The 17,598-nt window shown below is 39.8% G+C and carries 14 protein-coding genes; 11 read left to right on the forward strand and 3 right to left on the reverse strand.

Annotation, left to right across the window (positions count from 1 at the left end):
* Nucleotides 1-2 precede the first annotated feature (2 nt).
* Nucleotides 3-638: a CDP-alcohol phosphatidyltransferase family protein gene (locus FTU75_RS07200; protein ID WP_180089935.1), complete on the reverse strand. Its 636-nt coding sequence runs from the start codon at nt 636-638 to the stop codon at nt 3-5.
* Between the two features lie 90 nt (nt 639-728).
* Nucleotides 729-1,622 carry an acyl-CoA thioesterase II gene (locus FTU75_RS07205; RefSeq protein WP_180115546.1) on the reverse strand — a complete coding sequence of 298 codons (894 nt, stop codon included), beginning with the start codon at nt 1,620-1,622 and terminating at the stop codon, nt 729-731.
* A 154-nt stretch (nt 1,623-1,776) separates the two neighbouring features.
* On the opposite strand from FTU75_RS07205, the gene ybaK reads away from it, so the two are divergent.
* Complete coding sequence (ybaK, locus tag FTU75_RS07210; protein ID WP_180023982.1) at nt 1,777-2,244, forward strand: Cys-tRNA(Pro) deacylase; 468 nt, start codon at nt 1,777-1,779, stop codon at nt 2,242-2,244.
* Nucleotides 2,245-2,624: 380 nt separating this feature from the next.
* Here ybaK and FTU75_RS07215 read toward each other — a convergent pair whose 3' ends face one another.
* Complete coding sequence (locus FTU75_RS07215; RefSeq protein WP_180115547.1) at nt 2,625-2,861, reverse strand: hypothetical protein; 237 nt, start codon at nt 2,859-2,861, stop codon at nt 2,625-2,627.
* 356 nt (nt 2,862-3,217) lie between these two features.
* Between FTU75_RS07215 and FTU75_RS07220 the strand changes: the two genes are divergently transcribed.
* The 10 genes from FTU75_RS07220 to mtlD all read left to right on the forward strand — a co-directional run bounded on the left by FTU75_RS07220 (nt 3,218) and on the right by mtlD (nt 17,484).
* On the forward strand, nt 3,218-3,487 hold the full coding sequence (locus FTU75_RS07220; RefSeq protein ID WP_180115548.1) for a hypothetical protein: 270 nt from the start codon (nt 3,218-3,220) through the stop codon (nt 3,485-3,487).
* A gap of 591 nt (nt 3,488-4,078) precedes the next feature.
* On the forward strand, nt 4,079-5,863 hold the full coding sequence (locus FTU75_RS07225; RefSeq protein ID WP_180115549.1) for an IucA/IucC family siderophore biosynthesis protein: 1,785 nt from the start codon (nt 4,079-4,081) through the stop codon (nt 5,861-5,863).
* Nucleotides 5,856-7,313 (forward strand): lysine N(6)-hydroxylase/L-ornithine N(5)-oxygenase family protein, encoded by a 1,458-nt coding sequence (locus FTU75_RS07230; protein ID WP_180115550.1) that lies wholly within the window; start codon nt 5,856-5,858, stop codon nt 7,311-7,313. Before FTU75_RS07225 ends, FTU75_RS07230 begins: the two co-directional genes overlap by 8 nt.
* The gene (locus tag FTU75_RS07235) at nt 7,313-9,148 is read left to right on the forward strand and encodes an IucA/IucC family siderophore biosynthesis protein (protein ID WP_180115551.1); all 1,836 of its coding nucleotides are present in this window, start codon (nt 7,313-7,315) and stop codon (nt 9,146-9,148) included. Before FTU75_RS07230 ends, FTU75_RS07235 begins: the two co-directional genes overlap by 1 nt.
* Nucleotides 9,149-9,202: 54 nt before the next feature.
* Nucleotides 9,203-9,835 (forward strand): GNAT family N-acetyltransferase, encoded by a 633-nt coding sequence (locus FTU75_RS07240; RefSeq protein WP_180115552.1) that lies wholly within the window; start codon nt 9,203-9,205, stop codon nt 9,833-9,835.
* Nucleotides 9,832-10,224, forward strand: coding sequence for a hypothetical protein (locus FTU75_RS07245; protein WP_078190999.1), 393 nt, complete (start codon nt 9,832-9,834; stop codon nt 10,222-10,224). The genes FTU75_RS07240 and FTU75_RS07245 overlap by 4 nt, the downstream gene beginning before the upstream one ends.
* The gene (locus tag FTU75_RS07250) at nt 10,200-11,471 is read left to right on the forward strand and encodes an MFS transporter (RefSeq protein ID WP_257223750.1); all 1,272 of its coding nucleotides are present in this window, start codon (nt 10,200-10,202) and stop codon (nt 11,469-11,471) included. The genes FTU75_RS07245 and FTU75_RS07250 overlap by 25 nt, the downstream gene beginning before the upstream one ends.
* Before the next feature lie 15 nt (nt 11,472-11,486).
* Nucleotides 11,487-13,754, forward strand: a complete 2,268-nt coding sequence (locus FTU75_RS07255; RefSeq protein ID WP_180115554.1) for a TonB-dependent receptor — start codon at nt 11,487-11,489, stop codon at nt 13,752-13,754.
* 111 nt (nt 13,755-13,865) lie between these two features.
* On the forward strand, nt 13,866-15,086 hold the full coding sequence (locus FTU75_RS07260; protein ID WP_180115555.1) for an MFS transporter: 1,221 nt from the start codon (nt 13,866-13,868) through the stop codon (nt 15,084-15,086).
* A gap of 235 nt (nt 15,087-15,321) precedes the next feature.
* On the forward strand, nt 15,322-17,484 hold the full coding sequence (gene mtlD / locus FTU75_RS07265; RefSeq protein ID WP_180115556.1) for a bifunctional mannitol-1-phosphate dehydrogenase/phosphatase: 2,163 nt from the start codon (nt 15,322-15,324) through the stop codon (nt 17,482-17,484).
* Nucleotides 17,485-17,598 lie beyond the last annotated feature (114 nt).

Consider the following 17,598-nt stretch of genomic DNA (forward strand, 5'->3'; position numbering starts at 1 on the left):
ATTTATTGTGGGTTGATAATGCTATTTTTAATGCGGTTATAAATCGTGATAAATAATAAAAAGATGATAATAATCAAAATACTATTGCAAATAAGAGACAATGTATTTAAACCGAAGTTAAATATAGAAGAAGTCACGATCACGATACAGATGATGCTAAATACAAAAGCACGGTCACTTTTTCCCATTGGACCATCGTAGCGACGTTCTTGACCCACTAATGGCGCCATCACACCTGTATATTCAGCAAGTATGGCGAGAAAACAGGTCAAAATTAGCAGTTCGGCTTGAATAAAAGCAAAACAAATTAAACTAAAATAGAGTGCTGAGTCAGAAATCACATCACATAATTCATTATAAAAAGCACCGAGTTTGGATTGTTGGTTGAACTCACGTGCCAGCATGCCATCTATGGCATTGAAGCCCATTCGAATAAGCATCCACACGGGGAAAATCAACAGTAAAATGCCAATACCGTTGTGAGAGAAATAGATATAAATAAAAAATGCCACAGCTAGCGAAATGAACATTGCTAGTAGTGTTACTTGATTTGCTGTAATACCAAGATGATGAAGTGATTTAACCAAAGGTCGAAGCAGGTTTTGAAATGCAGGTTTAAGTTGGTAGATCGAAGGCATATTATTGTTATAGCGGTATGATTTGCATGAATTTTATACGCTTGATGCTTAACTTAACAAGAATTTGAATGTTAAAGATTGTCACAGGCCTCACGATTCGCCTGTATAACGCATTAAATTTTCTTGTGTAGTACTTGCGACTAATTTTCCATCTTGCCACATTTGCCCATGAGTAAGCCCACGTGATTGAGAGGTTCGGGTAGTATTCATGTCATAGAATACCCAATTATCTACCCTAAAGGTATGATGAAAATACATCGAATGATCAAGACTAGTTGCGATGAGTTCAGGAGACAGATAATTTAAACCATGTGTTTTGAGCGCCGCAGAATATAAATTATAGTCTGAATAGTATGCTGCAATGGCCTGATGTATATGAAGTTGGTCAAATTGTGCATCCAAGGCATCATGGAGTTTTAAATATTCTGCATATTGATTTTGATTTAAGACAGAAGCTTGATTGGACGGTGGAAAATCTGTCAGCACGTATTCAATTGGTTTAGATATAAGCTGAAAAGGCTGTAAAAATGTGGCCAGATATTCAGGTGAAATAGATGATTGGATTTGCGATTTATAGAATTGCTCCTCTTTGAGCATACTTGGTGGAAACTGTGGGATCAGATCTGGTTCAGGTATTTGATACTCCATACCCATTTCGTTATTCATATAGGACAACATCACCATATATATTGGTTTGCCATGCTGTATTGCGGTCACTTGTCGTGTAGAAAAACTATGACTATCACGTAAATTTTCGACTTTAAATAATACAGGCTGATTTGCAAGACCCGCAGAAATAAAGTTGGCATGTAAAGAGTGGAGTGGGAGTGTACAGGTAAAGGATGCACTGATTATGCTCTGAGCAAGTAATTGCCCACCAAAAATATGGTCACCAAACAGAGGTTTGCTCTGTGCCAAAAAGTAGCCCTGATCTTTGGGCACTACAGATAATAATTGGATGAGGTCTTGAGTCAGCGTTGTCATATTTTTTTGAAATTTTTGCTTTATTTAAATGTATTCAACTCAAACTTATTGCACAAGTCATGTTCATGAAAAATATAAAAGTGTTCGCCGGTCTTTCTAGAATAGGCTTATAATCGAGTTTTCCTAGTTGTCCGAATGGAATGACGAAAAAGCAATGACACCTGCATGTAAACTCTTAAAATCTAATAAAATCGACTTTACAATTCATGAATATGACCATGACCCAGAAGCAAAAAGTTTTGGTTTAGAAGCTGCGGAAAAACTTGGTTTAACTGTCGAAGAAGTGTTTAAAACCTTGATGGTTACGGACGATAAAAATTACTTTGTTGCCGTATTGCCAGTGGAATATCAGCTGAATTTGAAAAAAGTGGCCACAGCATTTGGCTGTAAAAAACTAAAAATGGCAGACCCAAAGGATGCAGAGCGTTTAACCGGTTATTTGGTAGGTGGTATTAGTCCAGTTGGACAGAAAAAACGCTTAAAAACTGTGATCGATGCTTCTGCGCAGCACTTAGCTAAAATCTATGTGAGTGGTGGTAAGCGTGGTTTGGATATTGGTTTAAAACCCGAGGATTTAGCAAAAGTTTTGGGTGCAAACTTTGCTGATGTGATAGATGTCTAAACGGAGTTTATGATTCCCTAAAATCAATTGAATTTAGTGGTGTTACTCACAATATTATCCACTATTCCCAAACCACTAAAATAACAAAAGCCGCATTGAGCGGCTTTGTGGTTCGATGACGCATCTTAATTAGGGATATTTGAAGGAGAAATCACACATGAATACTCTAACTCTCCGGGTTTAGTCTCTTTAAGTAAGTTTTCCCAAGAATTATTCTTTGTTTTAATCCAACTATAAATATCTTCATAAAATTCAGGATTGAGATTAGCTTTTTGAATATATGATTTATTTAGAAGAAATTTAGTCATCAAACACATTGAATTCAGCTCAATTGGATTTCTATTTTTTTCTAAACTAAAATTATTTTTAGCTTCAACTTCTTATTTTCTCAGCATAGTTGCATTGAGTAGTGTTGATTTAAATAATTCCATAGTTAAATCATTAGGAGGTGTTTGATTAGCTAAGGCAAAGAGATTTCCATCAATTCTCAACATAGACGGGAAAAAATTTGCCTGTACATCTAATTCTTGCTGAGGAGACGGTGAAGATTTACATCCTGTTGTTAAAATACTGCTAAAAATGAGAAAACTTATAAACTTTAAAATTTTGTTATGCATCTAGGTGAATTCCTTGTTCAGCTAAAACTTTTAACATTTTAATCTTGGTTAATTCGTATTTTGTACATACTAATACGGCTCATTTCACTTCAACTGATTATTTATAATTTGGAAGTTCTAGCTAAGACTACACTTTTGTTGTTTCGGTTTTAGCTTTGAATAACGAAAATGTATGTAGTCGCAGAAGTAGAATTTAGTAAAACTTCATGTTTAGAGGTTGATTCATTAATAGCACTTAAAGGTGTTTAATTATAAAAATACTTATAAAAAATAGGTATTTAAAATCCGACCAAAATAGTTGTATTTTAATTTAAAAGCTGTAATTTGAAAGTGTGATCAAATTAAGAGACAACAAAATGCCTTATTCAAATACTAAAGCGATTATTGAGCAAATCTATAATTTTGTATTAGAAAAACACAGTTTAGCATCTAAAAGTCGATTTATGCAGTTATCGATCTTCTTTAGAGAATTGCATGAAGGGGATGACTCAAAATTTTCCGCAGATAGGTCTTTTTATTACAAAGGAATCTTTAACAACAGAGAAAAAAGTATATTTGCGAATGCTGCGCCAGACTTTTTTGATAAGCACAAGTTTTTGGATTGGGTTGTTAAATCAATTGATTGATTTCAACCCAATCGTTGGAGTACATAATTCATGCTGTATAACCAGTCTGAATAGAAATAGAAGATATTGATCAGAAATCAGTAGGTATATGTTATGAAATACATGCTAATTGGCAATAAGGATGTATGGCCAGTATGGTGTTAGTTAAAGTCTTCAATGATTAAAATTTAACTGCACATTTCGTTCCTTGATTTAAATAAAAGCTTGGTTAAAAGCAGAATATAAAAACCCATGTAAAAGACATGGGTTTTTAGTTTAAGTTGCACAATGTGATAATTCGGCTAAAAAATAATCAATATGATTTATTTGTTCAATGCTAAATGAGAAAATTATCATTTAGTTCCATTTCAGAAAATTGTATAAATAAAAACAGAAAAGTTCATATTAAAAAAATTAATTTTTAAATACATAGAGATAAGACTAAATTTGCAATCCTGTAGCAAATCTTCACAAAAATGCAATTATTAACAATAATGATTATCATTAACATGGTTTCACGCTGGCCAGCGTACTAAGCATTACTTGCACAGTTAAAGAAACATAATTACATGACAAAGCTTGGAAAAGCTTAAAAATAGAGGATATGGTCAGATGAAAGAGCTTGCAAATCGCTTGGCGATGCAGCATCTTGTCAATGCATACTCACAAGAAACCGGTAAAGGTATTTTACTGGAAAAGTATCAACAGAATTCATCACAATTGACGTTTAGCCAAGGCTTGACGTTGTTATGCATCCCCTTAGATTGCATACAATCACAGTTATTTGTACCACTATCTTATGTCAGCCTTGTTGGTAGACATCGTCTTGCAGATATCCCATACGTTTTTAATAAAGGACAGAAACAGTCATTTAGTATCACCGCGATCGCGAGTTTATTACTTGAACAGCTCGTACAAGAGTCAGGTCATACACTGGATGCTTCATCATTATTAGAACGTTGGATCGAAAGTCGTGAAGCGCTTATTCAATTTTTGACACTACGTGAACATGATTTTGAGGCTTTGGTCCAAGCGGAACAAAGTTTCATTGAATCGGAACAAGCTTTAATTTTAGGGCACAGCATGCATCCTGCACCGAAAAGTCGGGTCGGTTTTGTGCATGAAGATTGGGAAAGGTATTCGCCAGAAGCCAAAGGTCTCAGCCAACTGCATTATTGGTTGGTGGCTCCAGAATATATTCAAGAAGGTTCTGCCCTAGATCAAGCTATATCAGCGCAATTGAAAAGCGAATTGCAATGGCATTTATCAGAAACTGATCAAGCACTACTGAATGCCTATTCACATTATAAGTTATTGCCTTTGCATCCTTGGCAAGCACGTTATTTACAGTCAAAAACATGGTTTAAAAACTTAAAAACCAAATTAAAAATTATCGATTTTGGCGAGAAAGGTTGGGCATTTTCACCAACAACTTCGGTACGGACTATGGCAAGTTTTGCAGCGCCGTGGATGTTAAAACCATCACTATCTGTAATGATCACCAATTCAATTCGGGTTAACCTTGCCAAAGAATGTCACCGTGGTGAAATGACCCATCGACTTTGGCATTCAAGTCTTGGTGAACGTATTTTACAACAATGCCCAACGCTCAAAGCGGTGAATGATCCTGCGTGGATGGCATTGAGCATAGATGATGAAATCGTCGAAGAAACTATTTGCATCTTCCGTGATCAGCCTTTCAGTGAAAAGCAGCAGGTGAGTTGTATTGCATCATTATGCCAAGATCATCCTGCACAGCCGAAAAACCGTTTTAATGCATTATTTGAACAAATAGCAAAACAACAACCTGAACTTGATCAAAGTACCATTGCGATCAATTGGTTTAAACAATTTTTGGCAATTAGTCTAAAACCACTGATGTATTTGTACCATCAATACGGAATGGCTTTTGAATCACATCAGCAAAATGTCTTACTTGAGCTTGAAAATGCAATGCCTAAATATCTATGGCTGCGTGACAATCAAGGCTTTTACTATATTGAAGAACTAGCAGGTGAGGTCTTAAGCGCATTTCCAGAGTTGCAAGAAAAAGCGCATGCCGTGGGTTCCAAAGCTTTTGTCGATGAGCGCTTTAGCTATTATTTCTTTGGTAATACTTTATTCGGCATTATCAATGCAATTGGTGCAACTGGATATGTCACAGAGCAAGTGTTGATATCGATATTGCAAAATGAACTGTTGGACTTACATCGGGCATATCCAGAAAGTTCATTGATTCATTCATTACTTTATCAGCCGACCTTGCCGTATAAGGGTAATCTGTTGACGCGCTTGTATGAGCTGGATGAATTGATTGCCCCAGTCGATCAGCAATCGGTTTATGTACAGTTGCCAAATCCTTTATGTGTGGAACAGAAGGATGTGCAATATGCTTGATTTTATTGGGATAGGCTTAGGGCCATTTAACCTTAGTTTGGCGAGTTTGCTACATAAGCAAAATCATTTGCAATATCAATTTTTTGAAAAGAAACCACAGTTCGACTGGCATGCGGGTATGCAATTGCCCAATACAGTGCTGCAAGTGCCGTTTATGGCCGATCTGGTTTCCATGGTTGATCCAACCAGTCCTTTTAGTTTTTTAAATTACTTAAAGGCGCAGCAGCGTTTATACAAATTCTATTTTTTAGAACAAGCTCAGATTCCTAGACGTGAATATAACCATTATTGTCAGTGGGTTGCAGACCAACTAGAGCATATTCAATATCAATCAACCGTAAAAGCCATTTATGCCCAAGAGCAAGGCTTTGAAGTCATGGTTGAGCAAGATGGACGTTTTAGACGTTATCAATGCCGAAATTTGGTCATTGGTTCGGGTAATGTTCCGCATTTACCACAGTGTCTAAAAGACATACAACAGCAATATCCGGAGCGCTGCTTACATTCTGCAAATTATTGCAATGCAGCGTTAAATCACTTGAAAGGGAATGTGGTTGTACTGGGATCAGGCCAGTCTTCGGCCGAAGTTTTTATGGATCTGTTTGATCGTCAATATTTGCAGGATCAGACGACAACAGCGCAGTTTAAATTGCATTGGCTGACACGCTCAAATGGGTTTTTCCCAATGGAATATGCACCACTTGGATTGGAGCATTTTAGTCCAGATTATACCGCGCATTTTTATCAACTGAGCCCTGAAAATAAAGCCGAACTATTGAAGCAACAAAGTTTGTTATATAAGGGCATCAGTGCAAAAACCATCCGTGATATTTACCAAAAACTATATCACCGGAGTATTGGTCAAAATATTCAACAGACGCATTTACATGCTCAGGTGGGTTTGGTCGATGCCGAGCCTCATGGTGCGGGCGTCCGTTTGCAGTTTCAGCATAAAGTCACGGCAGAACAATTCTATCTAGATGCGGACTTTGTCGTGGCTTCAACGGGATATCACAGTCCAGAGTGGCAATATCTCAAATATCTAAAACCACTGATTCAATGTGATGAATTCGGTCGCTGGAAAATTAGTCAGGACTACCGCGTACAGCATGACGCTGTTGGGGAGATCTTTGTTCAAAATCAGGAAATGCACAGTCACGGTGTCGGGACTCCTGATTTAGGGTTGGGTGCTCACCGTGCAGCGATCATTGCCAATCAATTATTGGGTTTTAACTTATACGATTTAGGTGATCAAGCTCAAAGTTTCCAACATTTTTCACCCAGTGAAAATGCTGAAATGCACAGTATGGGCATTGTGAAGAAATCAGCGCCAACCAATATCCAAAGACCTTTATCCGTTAAAAAAACCATTGCCAACTATGCAATGAACCGCAATACGGCCATGCCGAATAAGCAAGAACAGAATACGGTTAAACTCGAGAAATTATAATGACATTTGCAAAATTAAAGATAAATCAAACGCAGTGGCGCCGTGCAGGGCAAAGACTGATTGAAATGGCAATTGCTGAGTTTTTATATGAAGAAATTATTCAGATTCAGCAAGTGGAAAATAACACATGGCAACTTAAACTAGATGACAAAACGTATCAATTTGAAGCGACTCAGTTTCTGCTTGGGCACTGGCGTATTGTTGAAGGGAGCGTTCGAGAGTTAAGTGAATCGACAACAGAGCCTGCATGGAATCTGCATGAATTTATTCGTACTTTTTCAAATCAAGCTGAGGTGAAACCATTTACCAAGGCATATTTGATTAAAGAAATGAACAATACATGGTTAGCAGAAGCCCATATTTTTGATGAACAGCGATTGCTGAGTCAGGCTGTGCTGTCAGCGCCACACTATCAAATTGAAGGCATGTTGCGTGGACACCCATGGCTCATTATGAGTAAAGGCCGTATGGGGTTTGGCTATGATGATTATTTAAGCTCCGCACCAGAGGTCTCTCCAACGGTTAAAGTTCTCTGGTTAGCTGTTCATCGTGATTTAGCTGAATTTCGTTCGACCAAGGCTTGGGATGCACAAAGCTTATATCGCCATGAGTTGAACTCTGCGCAATTACACGATTTTCAACAGCAATTGGCGGACAAAGCCTTAGATGCTGCTGAGTATTTCTTTATTCCTGTACATGCATGGCAGTGGCATCAGTGGTTAATCCCGACCTATGCCAATGAAATCGTCGATCAGCGCATTGTAGAGCTGGACATTGGACAAGATGATTATGTGCCAATGCAATCCATTCGTACCTTATGCAATACCAGTCATCCTGAACGTCATTATGTGAAGTTACCTGTCAGTATCTTTAATACGGCGGTCTATCGAGGTTTGCCTTCAAAACGAAATTTGGCTGCACCTGCGGTGACCGCTTGGCTGAAGGACATTCAATATCATGATGTAGACCTGCAAAAAACACAGGTAGTATTTTTGGGCGAAATTGCGAGTCTCACTTTACAACAGCCGTGTTTTGATCAGATAGAGGGTGCGCCTTACCAATTTAAAGAATTGTTTGGGTGCTTATGGCGTGAAAGTGTAGAGCCATGTATTGGTGAACATGAGATGGCACTTTCCCAAGCCGCATTGTTACATCGAGACATAAACGGTCAATCTATTTTATCCGTGTTGATTCAGGCTTCAGGTTTGACGCCTTTGCAATGGCTGAAACGATTTGCCGAAGTTTGTGTAACACCGCTACTAATTTGCTTATACAAATATGGTTTAGCTTTTTCTCCGCACGGTGAAAACACCATGTTGATCCATGAAAATGGCTTACCGAAAAAAATGGTGCTGAAGGACTTTATTGATGATGTCAATTTAGTTGATGAAGATTTTCCTGAACTCGAAAATTTACCACCTGAAGGGCAAATTTTACTGCGCCATCCTGCTGAAGAACTTAGCCACTTTATCTTTACAGGTTTGTTCATGGTGCATTACCGCTATATCTGTAATGTCTTCCTTGAAGATTATCCAGAGCATACAGAACTTGAGTTTTGGCAAACCATCTCCAGCGTGATCGACGAATTTCATCAAGCACATCCTGAATTGGCAGATCGTATTGAAAAATTCAGTATGTTCCGTCCACGTTTCGAGAAAATTTGTCTGAACCGCGTTCGACTGTTTACCACCAGTTATAACGACGAAGCAGAACGACCAGTACCTGTATTTTTAGATCCAATTGCAAATCCTGTGAGTCCAAACACTTTAAATCAGTGGGCGAAACAACTGCATATTGCTAAGCAGAAAATGACAACCAACCGTATTGCGTCATAAGCAGATTTTTGAGCTAAGAACAGAAAATATTAAACAAACTTAAAGGACGAGATCATGACAACGTTATCACGACAACTACCTGATTTTTATGAATACTATGAGAATGAGACGCAATACTACTTACGACAAATGCAATATCCAGAAGATATGGCTTTGGTTCATAAATGGATGCATGAACCGCATGTGATTCCACAATGGCAGCTCAATAAGTCAGAAACTGAACTAAAAGTGTATTACGAAAAAATGCTGGCAGATGATCATCACCGAATTTTGATCGTAGGAGTCAATGGTGAAGATGTGGGCTACACAGAGATTTACGAGGGAAAACGGGATCGATTAGGTTTGTACTACGACGGTGATGAGCTTGATCTAGGTTGGCATTTGTTATTTGGTGAAAAGTCCGTTTTTGGTAAAGGCTATTTACGTCCTGTCATGCGTTTATTGAGCTTTTATATCTTTGAAAATGCCGCATCAGCCAAGATTGTGGGAGAACCTGATCATAGTGTGAAGCCTTATGCCGTTGTGGTTGAAGACATGTGCTATGAAGCGCAGCGCCTAATCCCAATGCCTGAAAAGACTGCCATGTTGTATTACTGCTTTAGAGAAACTTTTTATGCAAAATTCGGTCATTACTTAAAAGACTCCAAGGCATTTCAGCATCAGCAACTAGCTAAGGCGGTGTCATGAGTTATCGCTGCACCCACATGCACATACTGGACATGCGCTTTTCAGCGCATGTTTCAGTGGAAGAGTTTGAACAATGGTTGACTCAAGTTGAGCGCTTTTTTCTGAAAAGTCAGCCCTTTGTTTTGGTTATGCAAACGGCTGAGGGAACGACATTTCCTGAAGAATATCGGCAAATACAAGCCGTCTGGTACAAGAAGTTTAAACATCTCTTTTTTCAATATTGTTTGGGGCTGGTGCGTATTGCGCAAGATCCAGACGACTTCAAACGTTTAAATACACCCGCGCTGCATGCAGCGTGGCGTGTGCCTTATTACGTTTCATTAGAACAGTCTGATGCGCTGCAATGGGCAGTGCAGAGGTGGATATGCAACAATACTCAAGAAAATTAAATCATGCAATTTCACCATCTCAAATTTCAGTCCTGAGTTTGAGCGTTGTGATTATTTTGTACTTAGCACATGCATTGCCTTTGTATTTTTACAATGTGGCTTTGCCTGCGATTTTACGACATCAAGGGGTAGATTTGCGCTGGATCGGCATGTTATCGCTGCTTTACATTCCATGGGCATTCAAGTTTTTTTGGGCGCCTTGGATTGATCAGCTCTATGTCAAAAAACTCGGTAAACGTAAAACATGGCTGTTGTTTACGCAAATCGCATTGGTAATGGGGGTACTGGTTTTAGCCTTTACGCAGTTTTCTTATGGGCTGACTTTATTTGTCATTGTTGGTTTATGGATTTCAACGTTTGCGGCAACGCAAGATATTGCGATTGATGGTTATACCGTAGAGAAATTTACCGAAGGCAATTATCGTCTGGGCAGTATGGCACAGAGTATTGGGGTGGCCGTCGGTAGCATGCTTGGTGGCGCTGCGACTTTATGGATTTACCAATATTGGGGTTGGCAGCCAGCGCTCACAACTTTAGCGCTGCTGACATTTTTAACCATGTTTGCTGTGTTTTTTATTCAAGAAGAACCACAAACTCAAATTGCCAAAGCCAAACCAAGCCTACGACAAGCTTTTAAACGACCAGAGATTCGTTGGGCCTTGCTGCTCATTGTTTGTTATCGCGTGGTGGAAGCACCCGCTATGGCAATGCTGAATCCCATGTTGATCGATCAAAAATGGTCACTGTCTCAGATCGGGGTGTTGATGTCTGTGGTCGGTGCTGGTGTCGGTCTGATTGCTGCCGTTAGTGCAGCTGTATTGCTGAAAAAAATCAAAGCAACGCAATTGTTGGTCTGGGCAGGATGGTTACGTACATTGCTATATGCCGTCATTGGGGCAGCCGTTGTATTGGGGTGGTTGAATCAATGGCATCTGCTTTTAGGTCTATTTGTCGTGCTGATGCTAGCTATTCGTTATATCGCCATGACATCACTTTATGCCTATTTCATGCAGACCAGTTCTAAAGAACAGGCGGGTACCGATTTCACTATATTAGTGTGCTTTGAATTGCTCGTTTACTTCATTGGCGGCGCATTTTCAGGCTTTCTCGCAAAATCATTAGGCTATGGACATTTTTACTTGGTATTGGCAATCGGCTCAGTAATCAGTGTCTTACTTAGTCAACGCATTGTTTTAAAAACACAAAATTTAAAAACTCAAACTCTTCCGACTCAATCGGAACTCTAAGAAATGGAAAAGAATATGAAACGTTTAGCTCTACCGATGCAACTGACTTGTCTCAGCTTAGCAATTTGCACTCAGCTTTATGCGCAAGACGTCACGACAGACACTGCACAAAATACAGCAGTTGAAACACAAACTACAGAAGCTACTAAAATGGCACCGATTGTTGTGACGGCTACTCGTTCTGCGAAAAGCATTGCCGATATTGCGGGTACGGTGTACAGCATTCCTAAAGAAGAAATTGAAAAACAAGCCAATGCAGGTAAAAGCACAGCCGATATTGTCGGTTTATTGGTGCCATCACTGACTCCATCGAGTGGTACAACGTCTAACTATGGGATGACCATGCGTGGACGAGTGGTGCAATACATGATCGATGGTGTGCCGCAAACGGGATATCGTGATGGATCTCGACAACTGGCAAGTATTAGCCCGTCGATGATTGAACGAATTGAAGTGGTCTCAGGTGCAAGTAGTATTTATGGTTCAGGTGCAACAGGCGGTATTATCAATATCATCACCAAACGAGGTGGATCTGAGCCGCTGAGTTTTGAAACAAAAGTCGGTGTCACTTCTGGTAATAACTTTAAGTCTGATGCGCTGGCTTATGAAGCTGCACAAACCATGAATTTTAATCAAGGCAATTTACGCGGAACTTTAGGTGCAAGCTATACCAAACGTGGTGAAATACAAGATAGTCATGGCAATCGTATTGGGCCTGAAATTGCGCAAACAGACCGTCAAGATACCGACACTTTAGATCTAAATGGTCGTGTCAGTTGGAAAATTGCCGATGGTCAAACGCTGAGTTTCGGTGCGCAATATTATAATGATGAGCAAGATAGTGACTATGGTCCAGACTATGGTCCAAATTTAAATGCGCTGCGCTCACAGCCCGTGGGTGGCAAGCTGCCGTTGTCATTAAATGCAGTAAAGGGCTTACAACTTGCTGAACAACCACAAACTGAACGTTATAGCGTCAACGCACAATATGAAAATCAGGATATTTTAGGGCATCGTCTAAACGCTGAAACGTATTATCGAAATGAAAAGGCACGTTGGTTCCCATCTGCACGTCAAATGGCACCTGAACTTTTCTTGGTGTATCAGTCAGAAACCGATATTGATGTGTTAGGCGCACGTGTTGCTCTACAAAAAGATCTTAACTTAAATGGTCGTGAACTGGGGCTAACCTATGGTGTGGATTATGAAAATGAAAAAGATCAACAAAATATCCAAATGTATGACAGTGCTACATTTATTCAAAGTAATGGTCTGAGTTATCAGCCGTTTAATTACTATGCCTTTGGCCCAGATGTTGAAACAGAAAAACTTGGCGTATTTGCCCAAGCGCAATATGAATTAACCGACCGACTTGGCTTACAAGCTGGCATTCGCCATGAACGTGTAGAAAGCGATGTTGATTCATCTGTGCCTTATATGGAAGCCATCACCGCAGATTTAACCCCAGGTTATGTGGCGAAAACACTGAATGGCGGCAAAGTAAAACATGATGCAACGCTGTTTAATGTTGGCGCGGTGTATCACTTAACTGATGCACAGCAAGTGTTTGCGAATTTCTCACAAGGTTCAAACTTGCCCGATGTGCAACGTATGCTGCGCGATGTGCCAGCAAATTCTGTGATTAATAGCCAAACCATTGACCCGATTAAAGTCAATAACTATGAACTCGGTTGGCGTGTACAAAATGCCGGTGGTTTAAATGCAGGAGTCACGGCTTTTTATAATGACTCAGATAAAAGCCTGAAATTTGGTGCACCGAATTACACCATTGATGTTATTGATACCGATGAACGTATCTATGGTGTCGAAGCCAATGCCAGTTATGAAGTTCAACCAAATTGGACGGTTGGGGGCACAGTTGCATATACCACGGGCCAATTTAAAAATACCCAAGGTGACTGGCAAGAATTGGATGCCATTCGTGTGGCACCTTTAAAAGGAACAGCATTTTCAGAATGGCAATTTGATAATGACATGAGCCTACGTGTTCAAGCTTTAGCGATTGGCGGTACTGACAAAGCCCAAAAAGACGCTGTGAAATATGGATCTGCTCCAGCAGCGGCAATTAAAGGCTTTGCAACGATGGACGTGATTGCCAATGCAAAAGTAGGACCGGGTAATGTGGGCTTTGGTGTCTACAACGTGTGGAATACGGATTATAAGTCGGTATACAGTCAGTCGGTTGAAACTGTCTATGGCCCAATTTCTAGCCTAGCGGCTCAAGGTCGCACCTACGGTTTAAGTTATACGGTGAAATACTGATTTAAAGCCTGAATCAGGTTTAAAGCACGGTATCGTGACTTACAAAATAGAGGTGGCTTAAGTCACCTCTATTGTTTATATCGTAGCCATTAAAAATGGATAACAAAAATAATGGATCGAAATAACAAACTGTTTATTGCTGCCAGTCTTGCCAATGGTGCAAGTTTCTCGATGATATTGCCGCTGTTGGCGCCATTGGTTCGAGAGTTAAAGCTTTCTGAACTACAAGGCGGTGCGATGGTTTCCGTCGGTGCGCTGCTGATGGCTGTTGGTGCCATTTACATTTCAAAAAATCAATCTAAGTTTTCGATTTATCAACTCTTGAGTATCGGTTTTGTGGGCATGGCTGTGACATGGGGGCTATTTACAGCCGTGTTGATGTATGGCCTTACTGTTCATATAGGGATGTTGCTGCTATTTAGTTTATTAATGTTGTCACGCGCAGCGACTGGGGTATTTATGGCGATGCCACAGATTGCCTTGCAAACTTATGTGATGACCCGTTTTAGCAATGAGCAGCAGCGTTCACAAGCAATGTCAAAATTCGGTGCATTAAATAGTGCAGGCGTAATCATAGGGCCATTTCTAACCACCTTGCTGCTGGGCTTTGGTGGAATCATGACGCCGCTTTGGGCAGCAATCATTATTTTAGCGTTGATTTCTGTGGTCTTGGTGTTCAGCTTTGACCGACATACCGAACAGCATAGCGTTGAAAAGCCAGTGACAGAAAAGCATGAGTCACCATCTACAGATTTGAGCATTCAGCAATGCTATCCATGGTTAATGTTGGGATTCAGTCTCTATCTTGCCATCGTGACCGTTAATTTAACGGCCGGGTTTTATATTCAAGACCGCTTTAATATGACTGCTGCAGAAGGCGCAGTGCATTTTGCAGAATGTTCTCTCGTCGTAGGTATTGCTTTGGTGATTATGCAAACGCTGATTTCTAAGTATTTAAATTGGTCCGTATATCGCTTACTGTGGGTTGGGCTGTTTAGCATGGCAGCAGCCTTGCTGATTTCGGTTTTCACCACTGAATTACGGATATTTCAAGCTACATATCTTTTATATGGTATATCGGTTGCATGTTTAATCCCTGCATTTACAACGGGTGCAGCGCAAACGGCGCCCAGTGCGTTACAGACTAAGGTGGCAAGTTGGTGTACAGCCACTCAGGCTTTGAGCTTTGTTGTTGGGCCATTGATTAGTACGGGTTTATACCAGTGGCACAAAGAATTTCCGTATTATTTTTTATTTTTAGTGATGCTTGGTTTAATCGTATTCTTTTTATTTCAAATCAAAACTCAAACCGTGAAGCGAGTAACTGAGTGAAATATGCAGAGACTTGTATACTTACTTCAATAGGTCGGTGTGAAGATAGGACTATCCTGACAATAGTGGGTTTTGATTACATGATGTTACTTGATCGGTGATTGATCTTACAAAATAGATGTTTAAAGCAAGCACTTTGATTAAAAAATAATCACAATTGTTTCATTAATTCTCAAAGTACTGAATCAATAGTTTTCTCCGTTATTCTTTTCACATAAAAAATAACGGAGGTTAAATGCTTAAATTTAATAATGATTTGGTTCTGGGCGCCATTTTTGATATGGATGGAACAATGTTTGATACTGAACGTTTACGGTTTCAAACATTGAAACAGGCATCTCTTGAATTGACCGGTGTTGAGTTTTCCGAATCATATCTGATGAATTGTTTGGGGCTAAGTGCACAAAGCGCGCATCGATTGGCCCAAGCCGAATATGATGAAAACATTCCATACGCAGATATTCGCAAACGCGCAGATGAATTAGAACTGGAGCGTGTTCGTCAGTTTGGTGTACCGATCAAAAAAGGCTTGGTTCAAGTATTAGAACGCTTACGCAAGTCAGGACTGAGGATGGCCGTGGCAACATCGAGTCGCCGTGCAATCGCAGAAGAATATCTCATCAATGCCAATGTGTATAAGTTCTTTGATGTCTTAGTCTGTGGCGATGAAGTTGAAAATGGTAAGCCACATCCTGAAATATTTATGCGTGCTGCCGCAAAGCTGAATTTAAATCCTGCTGATTGTTTGATGTTTGAAGACTCGGAAAATGGTGTGACTTCGGCCTTTGACGCTGGCGGTATTACCGTACTGTTTAAAGATATTAAATCGCCCAATCAAAACATGCTGTCCAAAGCCAAATATTATTATGAATGTATGTATGACTGTTTGACGGAACTTGACCCGTTCACTGCGCATTTAGAGATGCCGCATGTGCAAGAGGCTTTTCCACAAACCCTTAATCAACTCACTGTTGGTATTCATGGTTTTGGGGCGATTGGTGGTGGTTATTTAGCACAAATTTTGTCGCATTGGGATGGTTATACACGCCCGAAAAAAATCTATGCATCGACTCGTAACCCTTTATATCGTTCTGCGGTCAATGCATTTGGTACCTATTGTATTCGCTATGGTCAATTGTCTTATGACGAACGCATTGAAAACATGGCAGTCATTGATGCTGAAAATATTCAGCAGATGCAAGAGATGTACACAGAGTCGAGTTTGGTTGCCATCTGTTTGCCTGAAAAAGCGATTGCAGAAGAAGCCAAAACTATTGCGCAAGGCTTGTATGCACGACATATTGCACATGATGAAAAAGCCATAGAACCCCTAACGATGCTCATTATTTTGAATAAAGTTGGGGCAAAACAATTATTAATGACACATTTAAAACAGGCTTTAACTGAGCTTGCAGGGGCGGTCGTTGCAGAGAAAATCATACAACAACACTATTTTTGCGATACCGTGGTCAACCGCATGGTATCTAAGTTAAGTGACCAAAACTTATATCGTCAGCTCCGTATAAAATATAATATCTTCAAACAATTTCAATTAGATGAAGTTGAGGTGGATGCTCAATTAGACTTAGAAGATGCGACGAAATTAAATCCTGATCAGGAGCGTCAAGCTACTTTATATGTTGAGGATATGCGACGCAATTTTCACCCAAGTCATATATTGCAAAGCATGGATTTAATTTTATTCAATGCTGAAGCTGACATGCCGATCTATGTTGAAAATAACAGTCCTTTGTTAGAAAAAATGCGTCAAATAATTTTGGTCGATCATATTGAAGATATCCAGTTAATTAAAAATCGCTTATGGAATGGCGTGCATGCCATGTTGGCTTGGCAATCTGCACTGTTAAATCATCAAACCATAGGTGTGGCACTTGCAGATAATCGCGTTGATCAATTTATGCATGAACTCATTGACGAGGTGCAGGCTGGTTTAGCACTGCGCTTACCAAATCGTGCTTTTGATTTAACACGACTGGCAGAGAGTTTTATAAACTCCTGTGAACATGCGTACAAAGACCCCTGTGCGCGCGTGGCACGAGATCCTTTACGCAAACTTGCATTTAATGAACGAGTGTTGGGCTCGTTGGCAACCAACTTAAAATGTGAACTGGATACAACACATCTACAGCAAGGGATTGTCTATGGTTTGATGTATGCCGTGAGTGTTAATCAATGTTCGATGGATCAGGTCATCAAGTTTATCCAGTTGCAATTTTCCGAGCTGAAAAAGGCCAACGAGCTTAAACAACTGCAACGGATTGAACAGATTGAGGCCAATGTAATGACGCAATTGCAGCAGTTTGCTGAACAGTTAAACGATCCACGGGTCAACCATACTGAAATGCAAGATCAGAAAGATACTGCGAAATTTGCCTAAAATATAATGCTTATCTGTGCGCAATATATATTGAATCAAAATGCTGAGTATGACTCGGCATTTTTTTCTTACAAAGATGCTTTAGATGAATGAATTTCAGTTCTAACTGAATAT

The organism is Acinetobacter sp. YH12140, from assembly GCF_013418475.1.
Classification (GTDB): Bacteria; Pseudomonadota; Gammaproteobacteria; order Pseudomonadales; family Moraxellaceae; genus Acinetobacter; species Acinetobacter amyesii.